The sequence below is a fragment of the Pseudomonas sp. UBA6315 genome (assembly GCF_002438125.1).
GTDB lineage: Bacteria > Pseudomonadota > Gammaproteobacteria > Pseudomonadales > Pseudomonadaceae > Aquipseudomonas > Aquipseudomonas faucium.
Genome location: NZ_DJTF01000059.1, coordinates 27875 through 49434 on the forward strand (window position 1 = coordinate 27875; position 21560 = coordinate 49434).

General features: G+C 66.7%; 16 protein-coding genes and 1 pseudogene. 11 read left to right on the top strand and 6 right to left on the bottom strand.

What is annotated here, in order from left to right:
* The first annotated feature begins 4 nt into the window (after positions 1–4).
* The 11 genes from B3E94_RS07180 (at position 5) to B3E94_RS07230 (ending at position 12069) form a co-directional block, all read left to right on the top strand.
* Positions 5–895 carry an NAD(+) kinase gene (locus B3E94_RS07180; RefSeq protein WP_176512280.1) on the top strand — a complete coding sequence of 297 codons (891 nt, stop codon included), beginning with the start codon at positions 5–7 and terminating at the stop codon, positions 893–895.
* Entirely contained in the window at positions 892–1866 is a 975-nt protein-coding gene (locus B3E94_RS07185) for a metallophosphoesterase (RefSeq protein WP_176512287.1), read from the top strand. The genes B3E94_RS07180 and B3E94_RS07185 overlap by 4 nt, the downstream gene beginning before the upstream one ends.
* Entirely contained in the window at positions 1863–2741 is an 879-nt protein-coding gene (locus B3E94_RS07190) for a rhomboid family intramembrane serine protease (protein WP_176512281.1), read from the top strand. The genes B3E94_RS07185 and B3E94_RS07190 overlap by 4 nt, the downstream gene beginning before the upstream one ends.
* 13 nt (positions 2742–2754) lie before the next feature.
* Positions 2755–3015 (top strand): YeaC family protein, encoded by a 261-nt coding sequence (locus B3E94_RS07195; RefSeq protein WP_176512282.1) that lies wholly within the window; start codon positions 2755–2757, stop codon positions 3013–3015.
* Complete coding sequence (locus B3E94_RS07200) at positions 3012–3842, top strand: DUF2797 domain-containing protein (protein WP_176512283.1); 831 nt, start codon at positions 3012–3014, stop codon at positions 3840–3842. The genes B3E94_RS07195 and B3E94_RS07200 overlap by 4 nt, the downstream gene beginning before the upstream one ends.
* A gap of 13 nt (positions 3843–3855) precedes the next feature.
* On the top strand, positions 3856–6513 hold the full coding sequence (gene pepN / locus B3E94_RS07205) for an aminopeptidase N (protein ID WP_286912904.1): 2658 nt from the start codon (positions 3856–3858) through the stop codon (positions 6511–6513).
* Between the two features lie 265 nt (positions 6514–6778).
* Positions 6779–7819, top strand: coding sequence for a YCF48-related protein (locus tag B3E94_RS07210; RefSeq protein WP_286912905.1), 1041 nt, complete (start codon positions 6779–6781; stop codon positions 7817–7819).
* Between the two features lie 20 nt (positions 7820–7839).
* A complete protein-coding gene (locus B3E94_RS07215; protein ID WP_286912924.1) occupies positions 7840–10215 on the top strand; it encodes an efflux RND transporter permease subunit in 2376 nt (791 codons plus the stop codon).
* Between the two features lie 164 nt (positions 10216–10379).
* Positions 10380–10670 carry a DUF5629 family protein gene (locus tag B3E94_RS07220; protein ID WP_176511864.1) on the top strand — a complete coding sequence of 97 codons (291 nt, stop codon included), beginning with the start codon at positions 10380–10382 and terminating at the stop codon, positions 10668–10670.
* Entirely contained in the window at positions 10636–11766 is a 1131-nt protein-coding gene (locus B3E94_RS07225) for a lactonase family protein (protein WP_286912906.1), read from the top strand. Before B3E94_RS07220 ends, B3E94_RS07225 begins: the two co-directional genes overlap by 35 nt.
* Positions 11767–11889: 123 nt before the next feature.
* Positions 11890–12069, top strand: coding sequence for a hypothetical protein (locus B3E94_RS07230; protein WP_286912907.1), 180 nt, complete (start codon positions 11890–11892; stop codon positions 12067–12069).
* A 121-nt stretch (positions 12070–12190) separates the two neighbouring features.
* On the opposite strand, the gene B3E94_RS07235 is transcribed toward B3E94_RS07230, so the two are convergent.
* From B3E94_RS07235 to B3E94_RS07260, 6 genes and pseudogenes are all read right to left on the bottom strand, one after another.
* Positions 12191–12784, bottom strand: a complete 594-nt coding sequence (locus tag B3E94_RS07235; RefSeq protein ID WP_176511861.1) for a glutathione S-transferase — start codon at positions 12782–12784, stop codon at positions 12191–12193.
* The gene (locus B3E94_RS07240; protein ID WP_286912908.1) at positions 12781–16425 is read right to left on the bottom strand and encodes an AAA family ATPase; all 3645 of its coding nucleotides are present in this window, start codon (positions 16423–16425) and stop codon (positions 12781–12783) included. The genes B3E94_RS07235 and B3E94_RS07240 overlap by 4 nt, the downstream gene beginning before the upstream one ends.
* Positions 16422–17660 carry an exonuclease SbcCD subunit D C-terminal domain-containing protein gene (locus B3E94_RS07245; RefSeq protein WP_286912909.1) on the bottom strand — a complete coding sequence of 413 codons (1239 nt, stop codon included), beginning with the start codon at positions 17658–17660 and terminating at the stop codon, positions 16422–16424. The genes B3E94_RS07240 and B3E94_RS07245 overlap by 4 nt, the downstream gene beginning before the upstream one ends.
* Before the next feature lie 147 nt (positions 17661–17807).
* Complete coding sequence (locus B3E94_RS07250) at positions 17808–19436, bottom strand: BatD family protein (protein WP_286912910.1); 1629 nt, start codon at positions 19434–19436, stop codon at positions 17808–17810.
* Positions 19433–21151, bottom strand: coding sequence for a tetratricopeptide repeat protein (locus B3E94_RS07255; protein WP_286912911.1), 1719 nt, complete (start codon positions 21149–21151; stop codon positions 19433–19435). Before B3E94_RS07255 ends, B3E94_RS07250 begins: the two co-directional genes overlap by 4 nt.
* A pseudogene (locus B3E94_RS07260) lies at positions 21148–21560 on the bottom strand (BatB protein); the annotation flags it as partial. The pseudogene B3E94_RS07260 and the gene B3E94_RS07255, both read right to left, overlap by 4 nt.

Consider the following 21560-nt stretch of genomic DNA (forward strand, 5'->3'; position numbering starts at 1 on the left):
CCCCATGGAGCAATTTCGCAATATCGGTATCATCGGCCGCCTTGGCAGCTCCCAGGTGCTCGACACCATTCGCCGACTGAAAAAATTCCTCCTCGATCGCCACCTGCACGTGATCCTCGAGGACACCATCGCCGAAGTGCTGCCCGGCCACGGCCTGCAGACCTCCACGCGCAAGCTGCTGGGCGAGGTCTGCGACCTGGTCATCGTCGTCGGCGGCGACGGCAGCCTGCTGGGCGCCGCTCGCGCCCTGGCGCGGCACAACATCCCGGTGCTCGGCATCAACCGCGGCAACCTGGGCTTTCTCACCGACATCCGCCCCGACGAGCTGGAAGAAAAAGTCGCCGAGGTGCTCGACGGCCACTACCTGGTGGAAAACCGCTTCCTGCTGCAGGCCGAGGTGCGCCGCCACAACGAGGCCATCGGCCAGGGCGATGCGCTCAACGACGTGGTCCTGCACCCGGGCAAGTCGACGCGGATGATCGAGTTCGAGATCTACATCGACGGCCAGTTCGTCTGCAGCCAGAAGGCCGACGGCCTGATCGTCGCCACCCCGACCGGCTCCACCGCCTACGCGCTGTCGGCGGGCGGCCCGATCATGCATCCCAAGCTCGACGCCATCGTCATCGTGCCGATGTACCCGCACACCCTGTCGGGCCGGCCGATCGTGGTCGACGGCAACAGCGAGCTGAAGATCGTGGTGTCCAAGGACCTGCAGATCTACCCGCAAGTGTCCTGCGACGGCCAGAACCACTTCACCTGCGCCCCCGGCGACACCATCACGGTGAGCAAGAAGCCGCAGAAGCTGCGCCTGATCCACCCGCTCGACCACAATTACTACGAGGTTTGCCGCACCAAGCTCGGCTGGGGCAGCCGCCTGGGAGGCAGGGACGACTGATGCTCGATCCGGCGCGAAGTTTCGACATCATCGGCGACGTGCATGGCTGTGCACTGACCCTCGAACGCCTGCTCGACGCCCTCGGCTACAAGCGTGTCGGCGGCGTGTGGCGCCACCCGCGGCGCCAGGCGCTGTTCCTCGGCGACATCGTCGACCGCGGCCCGCGCATCCGCGAGGCGCTGCACATCGTCCACGACATGGTCGAGGCCGGCCAGGCGTTCTGCATCATGGGCAACCACGAATACAACGCCCTGGGCTGGGTCACCCCGGCGCTGCCCGGCAGCGGCAAGGCCTTCGTGCGCGAGCACACCCCGCGCCATGCCCGGCTGATCGACGAAACCCTGACCCAGTTCGCCCATCACCCAGGCGACTGGCACGATTTCCTCCAGTGGTTCTACGACATGCCGCTGTTCGTCGACGCCGGGCGTTTCCGCCTGGTGCATGCCTGCTGGGACCCTCGGCTGATCGCGCCGTTGCGCCAGCAGTACCCCGACGGGCGCATCGATGAGCATTTCATCCAGGCCTCGGCAGTGCCCGGCAGCTTCGCCGCCACCGTGTGCAACCGCTTGCTGCGCGGCACCGACATGCGCCTGCCGGACGGCTTGACGCTGACCGGCGGCGACGGCCTGACCCGCGCCTTCTTCCGCACCAAGTTCTGGGAAGAAGACCCGCAAACCTATGGCGACATCGTCTTCCAGCCCGATGCGCTGCCGGACGATGTGGCGCGCACGCCCCTGAGCCACACCGAGAAGAATGCCTTGCTACGCTATGCCGAGGACGAGCCGCTGCTGTTCGTCGGCCATTACTGGCGTAGCGGCCGACCGGCGCCGATTCGTGGCAACCTGGCCTGCCTCGACTACAGCGCGGTGCTGTACGGCAAGCTGGCGGCCTATCGGCTGGATGATGAAACCCGTATCGACCCGCACAAGTTCGTCTGGGTCGACGTTGACCGCCCACAGGCCAGCCAATGAATATCGTCGAAGTGATGCGCCTGCCGCTGTCGGTTGACCTCAGCGGCTTCGTCCACCTGCTGCAGCGCCTGCAGGTGCCCCACCGGGTCAGTGAAGAGGGCGAGGTCCAGGTGCTCTGGGCCCCGGACACCCTGGTGGCCGATGTGCTCCAGCTGTACCAGCGCTACCCCGACGGCAATGCCGACATCGAAGCCGCTGCGCCCTCTGTGGCAGCCGGCTTGCCGGCCCAAGGCCCGACCCTGGCCGAGCAGGCAAAAGCCTGCAAGGTCACCGCCTTCATCCTGGTGCTCTGCCTGGTCGTCGCCGGCCTCACCAGCCTGGGCGACAACCTCGCCACCATCAGCTGGTTCACCTTCCTCGACTTCCGCGTCCAGGGCGAATACCTGCACTTCACCCCGCTGGCCCAGAGCCTGGCCGAAGGCCAGTGGTGGCGCCTGGTGTCGCCGATGCTGCTGCATTTCGGCGTGCTGCACCTGGCCATGAACGGCCTGTGGTACTGGGAGCTGGGCAAGCGCATCGAACTGCGCCAGGGCCCCTGGATGCTGCTGGGCCTGACCTTGCTGTTCAGCCTGGTGTCGAACCTGGCCCAGCACTACACCAGCGGGCCGAGCCTGTTCGGCGGCCTGTCCGGCGTGCTGTACGGCCTGCTCGGCCACGTCTGGCTGTACCAGTGGCTGGCGCCCAACCGTTTGTTCAGCCTGCCCAAGGGCGTGCTGGTGATGATGCTGGTCTGGCTGGTCATCTGCCTGACCGGTGTGGTCGGCCAGCTCGGCTTCGGCCAGATCGCCAACGCCGCCCACGTCGGCGGGCTGCTCATCGGATGCCTGACGGGCCTCTTGGGCGGGGCGCTGGCCCGGCGTAAACTGTCCGCTTGATTTAGGAGACGCTATGTCCACGTTCACGCAAATGATCGAAAACATCACCCCGGAAATCTACCAGAGCCTGAAAACGGCGGTGGAAATCGGCAAATGGTCCGATGGCCGCAAGCTCACCGCCGAGCAGAAAGAGCTGTCGCTGCAGGCGGTGATCGCCTGGGAGATGAAGAACCTGCCCGAAGACCAGCGCACCGGTTACATGGGCCCGCAGGAGTGCGCCTCGAAGTCCGCACCGATTGCCAACATCCTGTTCAAGTCGGACTCGGTACATTGATCGAACTCGCTCGTGGCTCTTTGAGCAAGATGGCGGTCAGCCTGCAGGCGCCGCTGGTGCAGTACAACTTGCGCCTGGATGACACCCAGGTGCCGGTCAACCCCATGATCGGCCAGCGCCTGCGCCTGGAGTACCTTGGCGCCATCCACTGCAGCCATTGCGGCAAGCGCACCAAGACCAGCTTCAGCCAGGGTTACTGCTACCCGTGCATGACCAAGCTGGCCCAGTGCGACGTGTGCATCATGGCCCCGGAAAGATGCCACTACGACGCCGGCACCTGCCGCGAACCGTCCTGGGGCGAACAGTTCTGCATGACCGACCATGTGGTCTACCTGGCCAACTCGTCGGGGATCAAGGTCGGCATCACCCGCGCCACCCAGCTGCCCACCCGCTGGCTCGACCAGGGTGCCAGCCAGGCGCTGCCGATCATGCGCGTGGCCACCCGCCAGCAATCGGGCCTGGTCGAAGACGTGCTGCGCAGCCAGGTGCCGGACCGCACCAACTGGCGCGCACTGCTCAAGGGCGACGCCGAAGTGCTCGACCTGGTGGCCATTCGCGAACAGATCTTCGACGCCTGCGCCGAGCGCCTGCGCGAGCTGCAGGGGCGCTTTGGCCTGCAGGCGATCCAGCCGCTGCCGGACGCCGAAGTGGTGCAGATGAAATACCCGGTCGAGGCCTACCCGAAGAAGATCGTCAGCTTCAACCTCGACAAGGACCCGGTGGTGGAAGGCACGCTGCTGGGCATCAAGGGCCAGTACCTGATCTTCGACACCGGCGTGATCAACATTCGCAAGTACACGGCCTACCAGTTGGCCGTACTCCAGTAAAAAGGACCTGCACATGCGTACCGAACAACCGCGAGTGATCTACCTCAAGGACTACCAGGCGCCCGAGTACCTGATCGACGAGACGCACCTGACCTTCGAGCTGTTCGAGGACCACACCCTGGTCCATGCGCAACTGGTCATGCGCCGCAACCCGGCACGCGGTGCCGGCCTGCCGCCATTGGTGCTCGATGGCCAGGCGCTGGAGCTGCTGCGCGCTTCGCTGGACGATGCCGAGCTGCAGGCCAGCGACTACCAGCTCGAAGCTGACAGCCTGACCGTGCAGCCCAAAGCCGAGCGCTTCACCCTCGACACCAGCGTGAAGATCCACCCGGAAAGCAACACCGCGCTGGAAGGCCTGTACAAGTCCGGCAAGATGTTCTGCACCCAGTGCGAGGCCGAGGGTTTTCGCAAGATCACCTACTACCTCGACCGCCCGGATGTGATGAGCACCTTCACCACCACGGTGATCGCCGAGCAGCATCGCTACCCGGTGCTGTTGAGCAACGGCAACCCGATCGGCAGCGGCCCGGCCGAAGACGGCCGCCACTGGGCGACCTGGGAAGACCCGTTCATGAAGCCGGCCTACCTGTTCGCGCTGGTGGCCGGTGACCTCTGGTGCGTGGAAGACAAGTTCGTGCGCCAGTCCGGCCGCGACGTGACCCTGCGCATCTACGTCGAGCCCGAGAACATCGACAAGTGCGACCACGCCATGGTCAGCCTGAAGAAGTCCATGCGCTGGGACGAAGAGGTCTACGGCCGTGAATACGACCTGGACATCTTCATGATCGTCGCGGTCAACGATTTCAACATGGGCGCCATGGAAAACAAGGGCCTGAACATCTTCAACTCGAGCTGCGTGCTGGCCCGCGCCGAAACCGCCACCGATGCTGCCCACCAGCGCGTCGAAGGGGTGGTCGCCCACGAGTACTTCCACAACTGGTCGGGCAACCGCGTGACCTGCCGCGACTGGTTCCAGCTGTCGCTCAAGGAAGGCTTCACGGTGTTCCGTGACGCCGAGTTCAGCGCCGACATGAACTCGCGCACGGTCAAGCGCATCGAGGACGTGGCCTACCTGCGTACCCACCAGTTCGCCGAAGACGCCGGCCCCATGGCCCACCCGGTGCGCCCGGACAGCTTCATCGAGATCTCCAACTTCTACACCCTGACCGTGTATGAAAAAGGCGCCGAAGTGGTGCGCATGGTCCGCACCCTGCTGGGGGCCGAGGGCTTCCGCAAGGGCAGCGACCTGTACTTCGAGCGCCACGATGGCCAGGCGGTGACCACCGATGACTTCATCAAGGCCATGGAAGATGCCAACGGCGTCGACCTGGCCCAGTTCAAGCGCTGGTACAGCCAGGCCGGCACGCCGCGCCTGAAAGTCAGCGAGGCCTACGACAGCGCCGCGCAGACCTACAGCCTGACCTTCCGCCAGAGCTGCCCGCCGACCCCGGACAAGGCCGAGAAGCTGCCGTTCGTGATCCCGGTGGAGCTGGGCCTGCTGGACGCCCAGGGCAACGACCTGCCGCTGCGCCTGGTGGGTGAATCGGCCGCTGCCGGCAGCAGCCGCGTGCTGTCGGTGACCGAGGCCGAGCAGACCTTCACCTTCGAAGGCATCGGTGCCAAGCCGCTGCCGTCGCTGCTGCGCGGTTTCAGCGCGCCGGTGAAGCTGAGCTTCCCCTACGACCGCGACCAGCTGATGTTCCTCATGCAGCACGACAGCGACGGCTTCAACCGCTGGGAAGCGGGGCAGCAGTTGTCGGTGCAGGTGCTGCAGGAGCTGATCGGCCAGCACCAGCGCGGTGAAGCGCTGAAGCTCGACCCGCGCCTGATCACTGCCCTCGGCACCGTGCTGGCCAATGAGGCGCTGGACGCGGCCATGGTGGCCGAGATGCTGTCGCTGCCGGGCGAGGCCTACCTCACCGAGATCAGCCAGGTGGCGGATGTCGATGCCATCCACGCCGCCCGCGAGTTCGCCCGCCGGCAGATCGCCGAGCAACTGTTCGATGCCCTGTGGGCGCGCTACCAGGCCAACCGCGAGGTGTCGCGCAACACCGCCTACGTGGCCGCCGCCGAGCACTTCGCCCGCCGCAGCCTGCAGAACATCGCCCTGTCGTACCTGATGCTCAGCGGCAAGGCGCAGGTGCTGCAAGCGACCCTGGAGCAGTTCGACCAGTGCGACAACATGACCGAGCGCCTGACGGCGCTGGCGGTGCTGGTCAACTCGCCGTTCGAAGCCGAACGCGCCAAGGCGCTGGAAAGCTTTGCCGAGCACTTCAAGGACAACCCGCTGGTGATGGACCAGTGGTTCAGCGTGCAGGCCGCCAGCGCCTTGCCGGGCGGGCTGGCGCGGGTCAAGGCGCTGATGCAGCACCCGGCGTTCACCTTGAAGAACCCGAACAAGGTGCGGGCGTTGGTTGGCGCGTTTGCCGGGCAGAACCTGGTCAACTTCCATGCGGCCGATGGCTCGGGGTATCGCTTCCTGGCGGACCTGGTGATCGAGCTCAATGCACTGAACCCGCAGATTGCCTCGCGGCAGTTGGCGCCTTTGACGCGCTGGCGCAAGTACGACGCTGCGCGCCAGGCGCTGATGAAAGCGGAGCTGGAGCGGATTCTGGCGTCTGGGGCGCTGTCCAGCGATGTGTATGAAGTGGTGAGCAAGAGCCTGGCTTGAGTTCTGCTTAGCCTGAGCTGGCCCTTTCGCGGGGCAAGCCCGCTCCCACAGGATCGTCACCGCTCAAGAGAGCAGTGCAGGCCCTGTGGGAGCGGGCTTGCCCCGCGAAGCTTTTTATTGGTTAACAAAACATAACGCAGCGTGCGTTGTAATCTCTCAATCCCCCCCGATACGATGGCCACAAGCTATTGCAGGCCTCTACCACGAGCTTTTCGCAATACCTGCAAGGCACAGACCCACTAACAAGAACAAACAGGGGGCGGTCATGAGGGAGCGGGTAACGACGCAGGCCAGGCGCAGCGCCTGGCCATTGGCGGCCGGCGCGATGCTGGCGCTGGCGCTGGGCATCTGGGCAGACACCGCGCAAGCGGCGGGCGCCGACGAATACTCCAGCGAATCGGCCAGGGCCAGCCAGAGCCTGCTGATCGCAGCCGCCCATGCCGGCTCACGCCTGGTGGTGGTGGGCGATCGCGGCCACATCCTGTTCTCCGACGACCAGGGCAAGACCTGGACTCAGGCCCGGGTACCCACCCGGCAACTGCTCACCGCCGTGTTCTTCCTCGACGACAAGCGCGGCTGGGCGGTCGGCCACGACGCCCAGGTGCTCACCAGCAACGACGGTGGCGCCACCTGGACCAAGCAGTTCGAAGACCTCTCCCGTGAAGCGCCGTTGCTCGATATCGCCTTCCTCGATGCCCACCACGGCTTTGCCGTCGGTGCCTATGGCGCGATGCTGGAAACCACCGATGGCGGCCAGCACTGGCAAGACGTCGGCGAGCGCCTGGACAACCCCGACCAGTTCCACCTCAACGGCATCGCCGTGGTCAAGGACGCCGGGCTGTTCATCGTCGGCGAGCAGGGCAGCATGTACCGCTCCAGTGACAACGGCCAGACCTGGGCCAGGCTCGAAGGCCCCTACGAGGGCTCGCTGTTCGGTGTGATCGGCACCGCCAGTGCCCACACGCTGCTGGCCTACGGCCTGCGCGGTAACCTGTTCCGCTCCACCGATTTCGGCGACAGCTGGCAGCCCATCGAGCTCAAGGCCGCCCGCGGCAACCTCGAATTCGGCCTGGCAAGCGCTACGCTTCTGGAGGATGGCAGCCTGGTATTGGTCGGCAATGGCGGCAGCGTGCTGCGCAGCCATGACGATGGGCAGACGTTCAGTGTCTACAACCGCAGCGACCGCATCGCCCTGGCCGGGGTCAGTGGCCTGGCCGATGGCGGCCTGTTGCTGGTGGGGCAGGGTGGCGTGCATGTGGCCACCGCCGAAGGTGCCGACCAAGCCAACAAGGAGCCGCGTCCATGACCAGCAGGGAGAGCATTACCATGCACCCGCACCACCAGGACAAGGCCACCTTGCTCGAGCGCCTGATCTTCAACAACCGCCCGGTGGTCATTGGCCTGTGCCTGCTGGTGAGCATTTTCCTGTTCTGGCAGGCCACGCAGATCCGCCCTTCGACCAGTTTCGAGAAGATGATCCCGCTGCAGCACCCCTTCATCGAGCAGATGATGGAGCACCGTAACGACCTGGCCAACCTGGGCAACACCGTGCGCATCTCGGTCGAGGCGGTCAACGGCGATATCTTCGACAAAAACTACATGGAGACGCTGCGCCAGATCCATGACGAGGTGTTCTACATCCCAGGCGTCGACCGCGCCGGGCTCAAGTCGCTGTGGAGCCCCAGCGTGCGCTGGAGCGAGGTGACCGAGGAGGGCTTCTCCGGCGGCGAGGTGATCCCCAATACCTACAACGGCTCGGCCGAAAGCCTCGACACCCTGCGCGACAACGTCCTCAAGTCCGGCCAGGTCGGGCGCCTGGTGGGCAACAACTTCAAGTCCAGCATCGTCGATATCCCGTTGCTGGAGAGCTTCCCCGACCCACAGGACCCGGGCATGCAGGTCAAGCTCGACTACCAGAAGTTCTCGCACCAGCTCGAAGCGCAGATCCGCGACAAGTTCCAGGCGCAGAACCCCAACGTGAAGGTTCACATCGTCGGCTTCGCCAAGAAAGTCGGCGACCTGATCGACGGCCTGGTGATGGTGGCGATGTTCTTCGGCGTGGCCCTGGTCATCACCTGGATCCTGCTGTACTGGTTCACCTGGTGCATCCGCAGCACCATCGCCGTGCTCATCACCACCCTGGTGGCGGTGGTCTGGCAGCTGGGCCTGATGCATGCCGTGGGCTTCGGCCTGGACCCTTACTCGATGCTGGTGCCGTTCCTGATCTTCGCCATCGGCATTTCCCACGGGGTGCAGAAGATCAACGGCATCGCCTTGCAGTCCAGTGGCGCCGACAACGCCCTGACCGCCGCCCGGCGCACCTTCCGCCAACTGTTCCTGCCGGGGATGATCGCCATCCTCGCCGACGCGGTGGGCTTCATCACCCTGCTGATCATCGACATCGGCGTGATCCGCGAGCTGGCCATCGGCGCCTCGATCGGCGTGGCGGTGATCGTCTTCACCAACCTGATTCTGCTGCCGGTGGCGATTTCCTATGTCGGCATCAGCAAGAAGGCCGTCGAGCGCAGCAAGAAGGACGCCACCCGCGAGCACCCGTTCTGGCGCCTGCTGTCGAACTTCGCCAGCGCCAAGGTGGCGCCGGTGTCGGTCATCCTGGCACTGGTGATGTTCGGTGGCGGCCTGTGGTACAGCCAGAACCTGAAGATCGGCGACCTCGACCAGGGCGCACCGGAGCTGCGCCCCGATTCGCGCTACAACCAGGACAACAACTTCATCATCAGCAACTACTCCACCAGCTCCGATGTGCTGGTGATCATGGTCAAGACGCCGGCGGAAAGCTGTTCGATCCATTCCACCATGGCGCCGATCGACGAGCTGATGTGGACCATGGAGAACACCCCGGGGGTGCAGTCGGCGATTTCCCTGGTCACCGTGTCCAAGCAGGTGATCAAGGGCATGAACGAGGGCAACCTGAAGTGGGAAACCCTGTCGCGCAACCCGGATGTGCTCAACAACTCCATCGCCCGCGCCGACGGCCTGTACAACGGCGACTGCTCGCTGGCGCCGGTGCTGGTGTTCCTCAACGACCACAAGGCCGAAACCCTGGAGCGGGTCACCCAGGTGGCCAAGGCGTTCGCCGACAGCCACAACAAGGACGGCCTGCAGTTCCTCCTGGCGGCCGGTAATGCCGGGATCGAGGCGGCCACCAACGAGGTGATCAAGTCGGCCGAGCTGACCATCCTGGTGCTGGTTTACATCTGCGTGGCGGTGATGTGCCTGATTACCTTCCGCTCCTTCGCCGCCACCTTGTGCATCGTGCTGCCGCTGGTCCTGACCTCGGTGCTGGGCAACGCGCTGATGGCGTTCATGGGCATCGGCGTGAAGGTCGCCACCCTGCCGGTGGTGGCGCTGGGCGTGGGCATTGGTGTGGACTACGGCATCTACATCTACAGCCGCCTGGAAAGCTTCCTGCGTGCCGGCCTGCCGTTGCAGGAGGCGTACTACGAAACCCTGCGTTCCACCGGCAAGGCGGTGCTGTTCACCGGCCTGTGCCTGGCCATCGGGGTGTGCACCTGGATCTTTTCGGCGATCAAGTTCCAGGCCGACATGGGGCTGATGCTGACCTTCATGCTGCTGTGGAACATGTTTGGCGCCCTGTGGCTGCTGCCGGCACTGGCGCGGTTTTTGATCAAGCCCGAGAAGATGGTGGGCAAGGAAGGGGGCTCGATCTTCGCCCATTGAGGGGTCAGGGGCCGCTTTGCGGCCCAATCGCTGGCAAGCCAGCTCCCACAGGTACCGCACAAGCCTGAACATAGTGCTGTATCTGTGGGAGCTGGCTTGCCAGCGATTGGGCCGCAGAGCAGCCCCAAGGCTATAATGCCGGCTCATTCAAGATGAGTACTTCCATGTCTTCCCTCGCCACCGCCCTCGCATCCTGCGACATGCTCCTGATCGATGGCCTGCACGCCTTCGACTTCACCTACGACGAAACCGGCCTCACGGTCGAATGCATGGATGGCCGCCAGCTGCGCCGCTGGTCGTTCACCCCCGAGCAAGTCGCCGCCGCCACCGGCGCAGGTGAAGAATGGCAAGTGGGCGATTCCCAGGGCGAGCATCGTCTAGTCTGTATGAGTGCCTTTCGCGCCCCGGATGAAGACGACGATGAACCGGATCTGGACGAGCCTGCTGACCGCTAGCCTGATGAGCCTGACCCTCACTGCCAACGCCGCCACGCTGCTGGTCGGCAGTTACACCGATGGCGCCAGCCAGGGCATCTACCGTTACGCGTTCGACAGCAAGAGCGGGCATATCGACCCTGCGCCGCAGCAAGTGGTCAAGAGCGTCAGCCCGTCGTGGCTGGTGCTTTCGGCCGATCAGCGCCAGCTGTTCGTGGTCAATGAAAGCGTGCAAGGCCATGCCAGCAGTTTCAGCGTCGCCAGCAACGGCCAGATCAAGCCGCTCAACCAGGTCGCCACCCGCGGCGACGAGCCGACCCACGCCAGCCTCAGCCGCGACCAGCGCTACCTGTTCGTCGCCAACTATTCGGTCGCGCCCAACCCCGGTGGCAGCCTGGTGGTGATCCCGGTGGCCAAGGACGGCAAGCTCAAGGACGTGGTGCAGCAGTTGCGGCACAAGCCCAGTGGCGTGAACCCCGAGCGCCAGGCCGGCGCCCATGTGCATTCGCTGGTGCTGTCGCCGGACGGCCAGCACGTCTATGCCTGCGACCTGGGCGCCGACAAGGTGTTCATCTACCGTTACGACGGCGCCAGCGCCGACCACCCGCTGACCCCGGCAATCCCTGCAGCGGTGGACCTGCCGCCTGGCAGCGGGCCGCGCCATCTGCTGTTCGACGCCAAGGGCCGGCATGCCTACCTGACCTTGGAAATGAACGCTGAAGTGGTGATGTTCGATGTCGAGAACGATGCCTTGCTCGAACGCCAGCGCCTGCCCCTGACCGACCAGCAGGATGCCGCTGCCAAGGCCGCCGGCGGCCTGCACCTGTCGGCCGATGGGCGTTTCCTGTATGTCAGCAACCGCGGCACGGCCAACGAGATCGTGGTGTTCAGCGTGGGCAAGGACGATGGCCGGCTCGCCTTCCTGCAGCGGCGCACGGTGGAGGGCGACCACCCGCGCGAGTTCGCCCTGGACCCGAGTGACAACTTCCTCCTGGTGGCCAACCAGAAGAGCAACCAGATCGTGGTCATCCGCCGCGACCCGCGCAGCGGCAAGCTGGGCGAGACGGTGCAGACGATGGACCAGGCCGCCCCATCGGACCTGAAGTTCATCGAGTGACTATCGATACGCGTGATAATCCTTAGCAGCGCAATGAATTTCTGCAGGCGCGCTCAGCGGCGTAAGTTTGAACCAAGGCCCACAGGGGCTCACGTCAAACCACCGCCGTCGAGGTCTGCCCAGATGAACTTCAATCTCTTCCCGGTCATTGCCGCATCCGCCATTTCCGCCTCCGTGGTGCTGCCGGCCCATGCCCATGCCGACACCAGCCCCAAGGCGTCCGGCACCCATAGCTACACCGAGCAGTACCTGCGCCAGAGCGCCCATTACCATGCGGCGCTGAGTGCCAAGCACAGCCATTGAAGCCTGCCATGACCCTATCGCCGGCAAGCCGGCTCCCACAGCTACAGCACAATGCTCAAAGCCTGTGGAGTGCCTGTGGGAGCCGGCTTGCCGGCGATAGGGCCAAGGCGGCAAACAGCGTTCAGCGCGCCATCACGCCCTTGAACAGCTCCGATGCCAACCACCCCTCCAGCCAGCTCCGCAGCCGCGGATAAGCTGCCTCGGCGAACCACTGCGGTTCGACCCCGGCAAACTGGCGCATCAGGGGCAGCAACGCGGCATCGGCCAGGCTTGGGTGGTCGGCCAGCAGGTAAGGCCGGCCTTCGAGCAGTTGTTCCAGCGTCGCCAGCCAAGGCTCGGCCTGCTGGCGATACTGCTCGCGTGAATGCTCAGGGTAGCGCTCGGCATACTTGTACAGGTTCACCTGCGCCTTGAACGCCGTGTCGTTGCGCGCAATCAGTGCCTCGGCCTGCTGCGCGGCAGCGGGGTCGGCCTGCAGGCGCCAGTCATCCGGGTCGTGCTGCTGCAGTGCCCAGCGCATGATGTCCAGGCTTTCCTCCAGCACCCCGGCGCCGGTGTCAAGCACCGGCACCGTGCCCTTGGGCGACACGGCCAGCAACTCGGCTGGCTTGTTCTTCATCGCCACTTCGCAGATCTGCACCGCGCACCCGGCATAGCGCAGCGCCAGGCGCGCGCGCATGGCCCAGGGGCAGCGGCGGAACGAGTACAGAATCACCCGCACACCTGCACATCACTCAAGCCATTGCCCTGGCGGCGGACCTGGATCTGCACCGGGATGCGCTCGTGCATCTCCTGCACGTGGGAGATCACCGCAACCTTGCGCCCCTGTGCCTGCAGGCCGTCGAGGGCGTCCATGGCCAGCTGCAGCGACTCGGGGTCGAGGCTGCCGAAGCCTTCGTCGATGAACAGCGATTCGATGCGCAAGGTGCTCGATGCCATCGACGCCAGGCCCAAGGCTAGCGCCAGCGACACCAGGAAGGTCTCGCCACCGGACAGCGAGTGCACCGAGCGCAGTTCGTCGCCCATTTCGGTGTCCATCACCAGCAGCCCCAGGGCACTGCCGCCGCGCTTGAGGCGGTAGCGGCGTGCCAGCTGGCGCAGTTGCGCGTTGGCGTGGTGCAGCAGCAGGTCGAGGTTGTAGCCCTGGGCGATCTTGCGGAAGACATCGCCGGAGGCCGAGCCGATCAGGGCATTCAGGCGTGCCCAGCGCTGCCATTGCTGGTACGCCTGCTCGATTTCGCCGGCCAGCGCCTGGTGCGCCTGCTGGCGGCGCTGGTCGTCGGCCTGCTGGGCGCGCAGCTCGGCGCACTGGTGTTCATGGCCGGCCAGGCGCTCGCGCAACGCGCCGAGGGCCTGCTCCAGGCCTTCGGCCGAGGTTTCCACGGCCATCTGGGCGGTGTGCTGCTGCAGGCGCTGCTCGCGCTCTTGCAGCAACACCCGGCCTTGTTCGATGGCCCGGTCGGCGCCTTGCAGGCACTGGCGCAACGCATTGAGCTGGGCATCGTCCATCGCCAGCAGGCGGTCGAGGCCGGCGTCGTCCAGCTCCGGGTGCGCTGCGCGCCACTGGGCGATTTCGCCCTGCAACTGCTGGCATTCGCTGTCCAGGGCCTGTTGCTGCTGGGTGTTGGCCTTCAGCTCGCTGGCCAGCTGCACGCCTTGGGTACGCAGGTCCTGCAGGCGCTGGGCGGTGTCGGCATCGAGGGCGCGGGCTTGCTCGAGCTGCGTGTCCAGGTGCTGTTGCCAGGCCTCGGCGCTGCTGTGCTGGCCAAGCAGTTCGTCGAGCGCCGTGCGGGCCTGCTGGTGCTGTTGTTGCAGCGCGGCGAGTTGCTGCTGCAGGTGCTGTTGCGCCTGCAGGCGTACCTGCTGCTGGTCGCGCAGCTTGTCCAGCTGTACCTGGCGCGCCTGCTGTTCCTGCTGCTCGTCCTTGCGTTGCTCCAGCTGCTGTAAGCGCTGGGCGATCTGCTGGTCGAGGGCGAGGAAGGCGTGGGCCGGGTCGTCGCTCAGGGCCTTGAGCACATCCTGGGGCAGAACGTTGGCGAGGTCGTTGAGCCCTTGCTGCAGTTGCTGCTCATCGTTGGCCAGCGCCTGGTGCTGGTGATCGAGCTGCTGCTGCGCCTGCTGCTGGGCGTGCTGCGCCGCCTGCAACTGCTGGGTGAGGCGGGCGGCGTCCTTTTGCAGGGTGAGCAGGGCGCTCTGGCGCTGCTCGTCCTGGCTGATTTCAGCCAAGAGCCGGCGCAGCTGGCTGTCGAGCCAGGCGCTGCGCGCCGGGTCATCCTGGGCCGCGAGGGCCGGCCACAGGGCGTGGGCCTGCACCTGGGCCTGAACCGGCTGCAGCTGCTCGCCGAGCTGGGCCTGTTGCTGCTGGTAGTCCTTGAGCTGGGCGTTGACCACGCCGAGCTGGGTGCGCAGGTCCACCAACCTGTTGTTGAGCGCCTCCACCTGCTTTTGCGCGGCATCTTCTTCGGCCTGGTCATGGCGGCCCAGGCTCTGCAGCAGGGCATCAGGCTGGTGGAACGGGTGTTCGGCACTGCCGCACACCGGGCACGGCTCGCCGTCATGCAGCTGGGCGCGCAGTTCCTCGACGCTGGTGTTGCGCGCCAGGCGCTGGCGCGCCAGCAACTGGCGGGTCAGGTTCAGCGCCTGCTCGGCGGCTTCCAGGTCCGCCTTGGCCGCGGTGCCTTCGCCAATCAGCTGCTGGCGCTGCTGCATGGCCTGTTGCTGGCGCTGGCGCAGGGCCTCGAACTGCTGGCGCAATTCCAGTTCACGGCCATGCAGGCGCGACAGCTCCTCGACGGCACGCTGTTGCTTGCGGTTGTCCTGCAGCATGTTGCCGAGCAGGTCGATCTGCTCGGCCAGGGCCTGGGGCTCGGCCCCGGCTTCCTGGAACAACAGCTCGAAGGCGTCGCGCTCGGCCTGCAGTTTGGCATTGGCCTGGCTGGCCTGGGCCTGCAAGCCGGGCAGCTCTTCGCGGCCTTTGGCCAGGCGCCCGCCGGTGAGCATCACCTGCTTGAGTTGCGGCAGGTAGGCCTGCCAGGCATTGGCCAGGCCTTCCAGGTGCTGGCTGTCGGCCAGGGCGCTGTCGATCTGGGCGAGCTGCTGCAGGCTGCGCTGCTGGTGTTCTTCGAGTTGCTGCAGTTGCTGCTGGCCGTCGACCACCTGCTGGTCGGCCTGCGCGCTGGCGCTGTGTTGCGCTTGCTGCTCTTGCGCCAGGCGCACCAGGCTGTCCTGGGCGGCGAAGGCCTGGCGCACGCGCGGGGCCTGTTCGCCGTGTTCGGCCTGGTGTTGAACGAGTGCCTGGCGCGCCGCCTCCAGCGCCTGCTCCAGTTCGCCGGTACGTGCCTGCAGCTCGGTTTGCTGGCGCTGCTGTTCGCTGATGGTCGCGGCCAAGGGGGCCAGTTGCGCGCTCAGCAGCTGCTGACGATGGAACTGGTGGCGCTGGGGTGCCAGGCGTTCCAGGCGCTGCAGGTCCAGGCGCTGTTCGGCCAGCTGTTGCCAGTTCTGCTCGGCTGCCGCCAGGGCCTGGCCGGCCTCGGCATGCTGGGCCTGCAACTGGCACTGCTCGTTCAGCCAGTTGCGTTGCTGTTCCAGTTGGCGCTCGTTGGCCTGGTCGGCCTTGAACTGCGCCAGCGCCTGCTCCAGGCGCTGGTCGAGCTCGGCACGCGCCTCGGCGGGCATCGGCAGCAGGTGGCTGGCGCGTTCCTTGAGGGCGTTGTGGGCCTCGCCGGTTTCCCGCGCCTTGCTGAAGGCACGCTGGCCCAGGCGGGTGTAGATGGCGGTGTTGGTGAGCTTTTCCAGCAGCTCGCTGCGCTCCCGGTCGTCGGCCTTGAGGAAAGCGCCGAATTCGCTCTGGGCCAGCATCACCGCGCGGGTGAACTGCTCGAAGTTGAGGCCCAGGCGCGCCTCGACCAGCTGCTTGTATTCCTGCTTGCCGCTGCCCAGCAACTGTTCGCTGTCCAGGTCATAGAGGCTCTGGCGGCTGTTCTGCAGCTTGCCATTGGCCTTGTCGCGGGCGCGGTTGGCTTCCCAGCGCGCCCGGTAGCGATGGCCATCGATGCCGACGAAATCGACCTCGGCAAAGCCGCTGCCGGTGCCGCGGCGCAGCAGGTTGCGCGGGTCGTAGGTGGGGATGTCGCCGTCGGCGTCCGGTACCTTGGCTTCGCGGCCGATGTCATTGAGCCGCGGCACGGTGCCGAACAGGGCCAGGCACAGGGCGTCGAGCAGGGTGCTCTTGCCGGCGCCGGTGGGCCCGGTGATGGCGAACAGGCCGGCGCTGGCCAGGGGCTCTGCGGTGAAGTCGATATCGACCGGGCCGGCCAGGGATGCCAGGTTCTTCAGGCGGATGGCGAGAATCTTCATGGCTGCTCCTCTTGCTGCTGGGCGTCCTGCAGCAGCAGGGCGAAGTCGGCCAGGGCCTGCTCGTCGGCGGGGTTGCCGTAGGCCTGCTCCCAGGCGCGGCTGAACAGGTCCTGCGGGGTCATCTGCGACAGTTCGACGAAGGCCTGCTCGTCATCGTCCTGGCCGCCACGGCCGGCGTACTCGGCGCTGATGCGCACCAGCCGCACCGCCTTGCCTTGCAGGGCCGTCTCGATCTGCTGGCGCAGGTCCGGTTGCGGTTCGTCCAGTTGCACGCGCACCTCCAGCCAGGGTTGCCGGTTGGGGTCTTCCAGCAGGTCGATCACCGGCAGCTCGGCAAGCGCTACGAGCAGCTCGCCCAACGGCGCCGGGCCGAGGCGCTGCAGGGCCACGGCGCGGGGCACCGGGCGCGCTTCGACGCTGAGCAGCTCGCTGCCTTGCAGTTCAACTTCCAGCACCTGGTGCGGGTAGTTGATTTCGGCGAACGACAGCGGAATCGGCGAGCCGCTGTAGCGGATGCGCGCTTCGCGGTTGACCTTCTGCGGCTTGTGCAGGTGGCCCAGGGCGACGTAGCTGATGTCTTTGTCGAACAGCTTGGCCGGCAATGCTTCGGCATTGCCGATGATCAGGCTGCGCTCGGAGTCCTCCGACACCGCGCCCCCGGCCATGTGCGCATGGCTGATGGCGATCAGTGCCTGGTCCTTCTTGCGCTTTTTTTGCGCGGCGCCGATCAGTTGCTGGTGCACCTGGGTGATGCCTTGCAGGTAGTCGTCGCCCAGCTGTGGGCCGGTGACCTCGGCCGGGCGCAGGAAGGGCAGGGCCAGGCACCAGGCCGCGACCTTGCCGCGCCCGTTAGTCAGCGGGATCAGCAGGCGTTCGGCGTCCAGCTGGCCTTCGTCGAGCCAGTGCACCCGGCCCAGCGCGTGGGTGCGCAGGCGGCGCATGAGCGCTGCGGGCAGTTCGATGCGCGAGCCGGAGTCGTGGTTGCCGGCGATCATCACGATGTCCAGTTTCGGCAGTTGCTCGTGGGCCTGGACGATGAAGTCGTAGAGCCGCTCCTGGGCTTTGACCGGCGGGTTGACGGTGTCGAAGATGTCGCCTGCGATCAACAGCGCATCAGGCTGGCGCAGGCGCAGCTGGCCGAGCAGCCAGTCGAGGAAGCAGGCGTGTTCGAAGTCGCGTTCCTGGCCGTGCAGGCTTTGGCCCAGGTGCCAGTCGGAGGTGTGAAACAGACGCATGGATGACCTGTTGGTGTCGAGTCAGGCAAGCGCAGGGCTTGACTTGAAGGGTGGGCTTCGCGAAGGCGGGTATGGTAACCCAACCCTGGAGGTTGTGCAGTTTGCCCGGGCCCGATCGCCGGCGATCAGGCTCGAACAGGCAGTGCGTTACTTGGGATAAAGCGGCGGCAAGCTGCCACTCTCACCCGCCGGCAACAGCACCTGCTCTGCCGGTGGAATGGTGCCGATCGCTCGCCACAGATCCTCGCCCTGCCAAAACTGCCCACTCTCGCTGTACAGCGCCCCGTTCAACCCATCCAGCGCATCGGACAGCGGCACGAAGCGCGCCGCCATCTCGGCCAGGGTTTCCGGCTGCTGGCGCGCCCAGGCATCCAGCGCCTGGCGGGTGGCCTGCGGGTCGTTGGCCAGGCAGGCACGCTTGAGGTCGTCGAGCAGAGTGCGGGGGCTTGGGCCATTCTGCGCGGCGCGCAGTACGGCCGGTTGCGAGCGGGCGCGCCACCACAGCGCGAAGCCGAGCGCGGTGGTCAGGGCGAACAGCAGGGTGGCCAGCTGCCAGGGCCAGAGCAGGTGGCTGACGCCGGCGCTGTCGTCGGCGGGGGATTCCGCGCTCAGGGCCGGGTTGTCCAGCACGTCCAGGGTACGCGCGGGCAGGCTGCTGTGTTCCAGGTGGTCTTCGCGGGTGTTCCACCAGGTGACTTCCAGCGCCGGCAGGGCCAGCTTGCCGCTGTGGGTCGGCACCAGCGCCTCGCGCTCCTCGCGGTTGGCGGTCATGCCGCGCTCGCTGATTTCGTTGCGCAGCAGCGGCTGGTCCGGGTAGCGGCGCAGGCCGACGATCTCGGTGGCCGGCAACTGCGGCAGCTGGGTGCTCGACAGGCCCTTGGCGCGCAGGGTGATGCTGCGGGTCAGGGAGTCGCCGATCTGCGGTTGCTGGGTGCTCGGGTCGGGGCTCCAGTGTTCTTCGAGGGTCAGGCTGCGCGCCGGCAGCCAGGGCGCGCCGGCCGGCCAGTCGGCGGGGATGGGGCGCACCGCCAGGCGCAGCGGCAGCGAGCTGACCTGCACCTGGCGGCCGGTCTGCCGGCCACTGCCGGCGGACGGCTGAGGGTTGTCGGCGGCGGTGGCGGTGAAGGTCAGGGGCGGGATTCCCAGGCTGCCGCTTTGCTGTGGATACAGCGCGTAGCGGGTCTCGATCACCCCATGGCGCACGCCGTTGATTTCCTTTTCATAGGTGCGCGACTCGCCCAGTGGCTCGACCTTGGCGTTCTCCAGCTGCAGCGGGCTGAGGCTGCTGTCGTCGTACAGCGACACCGAATGGTAGATGCGCAGGGTCAGCACGGCCTGGGCCTGGACGTACACCTCATTGCTGTCCAGGGTGGCTTCGACGAACACCTGCGAGGCGCTGTCCTGGCGGTTGGCATCGGCCTGCAGCACCTGCAGCTCGATGGCCTGGCTGTGCGACTGGCCCAGCTGCAGCTCAGGGATGCGCAGGGTGCCGCTGCGCCGTGGCAGCAGGGTGATGATCCAGCGGGTGCTGGCGCGGGTTTCACCGTCGAGGGTGTGCAGGCTGTTGAGCTGGCGTGTGCCGCGCACCTCGAAGTCACCTTCCAGCGCGCGCAGGTCGGGCTTGCCGAACTGGGTGACGTCCTGGCTTTCCAGGGTCAGTTCCAGGGTTTCGCCCGCTTCCAGGCGGGAGCGGTCGACGCTGGCCTGCAGGGTCGGTTCGGCCTGGGCGAGGGCGGCCCACAGCAGGCTGAGAAGCAAGACGCCGAGGCGACTCATCGTGGGGTTTCCTGATGCAATTGCTGTTCATACCAGAATTTGCGCCGCAGCAGCTCGGCCGGGTTGTCCGGGATCTCCCGCAGCCATTGTTCCAGGGCCTGGCGTTGTTCGGCATCGAGGCTGGTCGAGACCGGCCGCTGGGGCGGCTGGGTCACGCTGTCGTCGTCGCCTGCCTGGTTGCCGGGGCTTGCCTGGCTGTCGTTGTTGCCTTCGCCGGGTTGTTCGGCGCTGGCCTGTTGCTCTTGACCGGGTGTGCCCTGGGCCGGGCTGCTGGCCGAGCTGCTGTTGCCCTCGGTTTCGCTGCCGGGCGTGCCTTGGGCATCGCTGTTGGTCGGTTGTTCCTCGGCTTGCGCCTCGCGCTGCTGCAGCAACTGCTGCACCAGCGCCTGGTTGGCCAGGGCCGGCTGCAGGTCAGGCTGGCGCTCCAGGGCCTGTTCGTAGGCGTCCAGGGCCGCTTCCAGCTCGCCGTCACGGGCCAGGGCATTGCCACGATTGTAGTGGGCCTCGGCGCTGTTGCCCTGGGCAAATGCCTTGGCGGCGCCGGCGTAGTCACCGGCCTGGTACAGAGCCATGCCCAGCCATTGCGGGTCCTGGAAGTGGCGTGCGGCGTCGGCTGGGCGATTGCGCTCGAGCAGGCGCTGGCCCTGCTGGTCGGGGCGCAGCCACAGGTCGTTGAGCTCGAACGCCTGGCTGGGCTGCGGCAGCGCCAGCAGCAGTGGCAGGCAGAACAGCCAGCCCCGCCGGCCGGCGCAGGCCGCCAGCAGCAGCAGGGGGATCAGCAGCCAGTAACCCTGGTCGGCCCAGCTGTCGAGCTGCACGTTGTGGCCGTCGTTGCGCAGGCTGCGCGGGTTGTCGAACAGGCCCAGGCCGCGCAGGTCGAGGTCGTCGATACGGGCATGGCGGTAGCGACCGCCCGTGCCGCTGATGAAGGCCTTGAGCCCCGGGCTGTCCAGGCGCGGCACCAGAATGCCGCCTTGCGGGTCCTTGAGGAATTCGCCATTGGCTTGGCGCACCGGTGCGCCTTCGGCACTGCCGATGCCCAGCATCAGCAGGCTTGGCCCCTGGCGGCCGAGGGCCTGGACAATACCTTGGCGCTCCGGCGCGCTCAGCTCCGAGCCGATCAGCAGCAGGCGGCCCTGGCCCAGCCCGCTCTGGGCCAGCAGCGCCAGGCCCTTTTGCACGGCAAGGTCGGCGCGTTGGCCGGGCTGCGGCATGATCGAGGGGTCAATCGCTTCGAGCAGGTTGCGCGTGGTGCCCAGGTCGTCGGACAGCGGCACCAGGGTATGGGCGCTGCCGGCATAGACGACCAGGGCGGTCTGGCTTTCGCTACGGTGTTCGAGCAGGTCGAGGATCTTGCGCCGGGCCTGTTCCAGGCGGTTGGGGGCAACGTCCTCGGCAAGCATCTGCGGGGTCAGCTCGAGCAGGATCACCAGCGGGTCGGCCGGGCGCTGGCGGGTTTCTTCCAGGCGCTGCCAGCTCGGCCCGAGCAGGGCCAGCACCACCAGCAGCCAGGCCAGGCCCAGGGCTACCCAGGGTAGCTTGCTGTTGCTGCCACTGCCGCCACCGAGCAGCACCGGGTGGAAGGCCGCCGGCAGGATCATCTGCCAGCGCCCGGCCCGTTTGCGCCGGTGCCACAGCTTGAACAGCAGCCAGGCGAGCAGCGGCACGGCAAGCAGCCAGAGGGGGCGCAGCCATTGTGGCCAGAGGTCGATCATCGGCGCTTCCTCAGGCGTAGCCGTTTGAGGCGCTCGCGCCATTGCGGGTGCGGCTGCAGGAAGCGCGGCCGGCGCAGCGCGCGTTGCAGCAGGTTGTCCGGCCACTGCACGGCGGCCACCAGCAGCACGCTGAGCAGCAGCGCCAGGGCCAAGGGCCAGGCGTACAGGGCTTTGGCGGTACGCGCCTGGGTCGGCTGCTGGGCGACCGGTTCGAGCTGGTCGAGGGTGTCGCCGATGGCGTCCAGTTCGGCGCCGTCGTGGGCGCGGAAGTAGGCGCCGTGGGTGATGTCGGCGATTTCCTTGAGCGACGCTTCGTCCAGGTCCAGGCTCGGGTTCAGCCCGAGCAGGCCCGGGGTGCCGCTGGCCTCGGGGTTGGCGCCGATGCCAATGGTGTAGATGCGCACGCCTT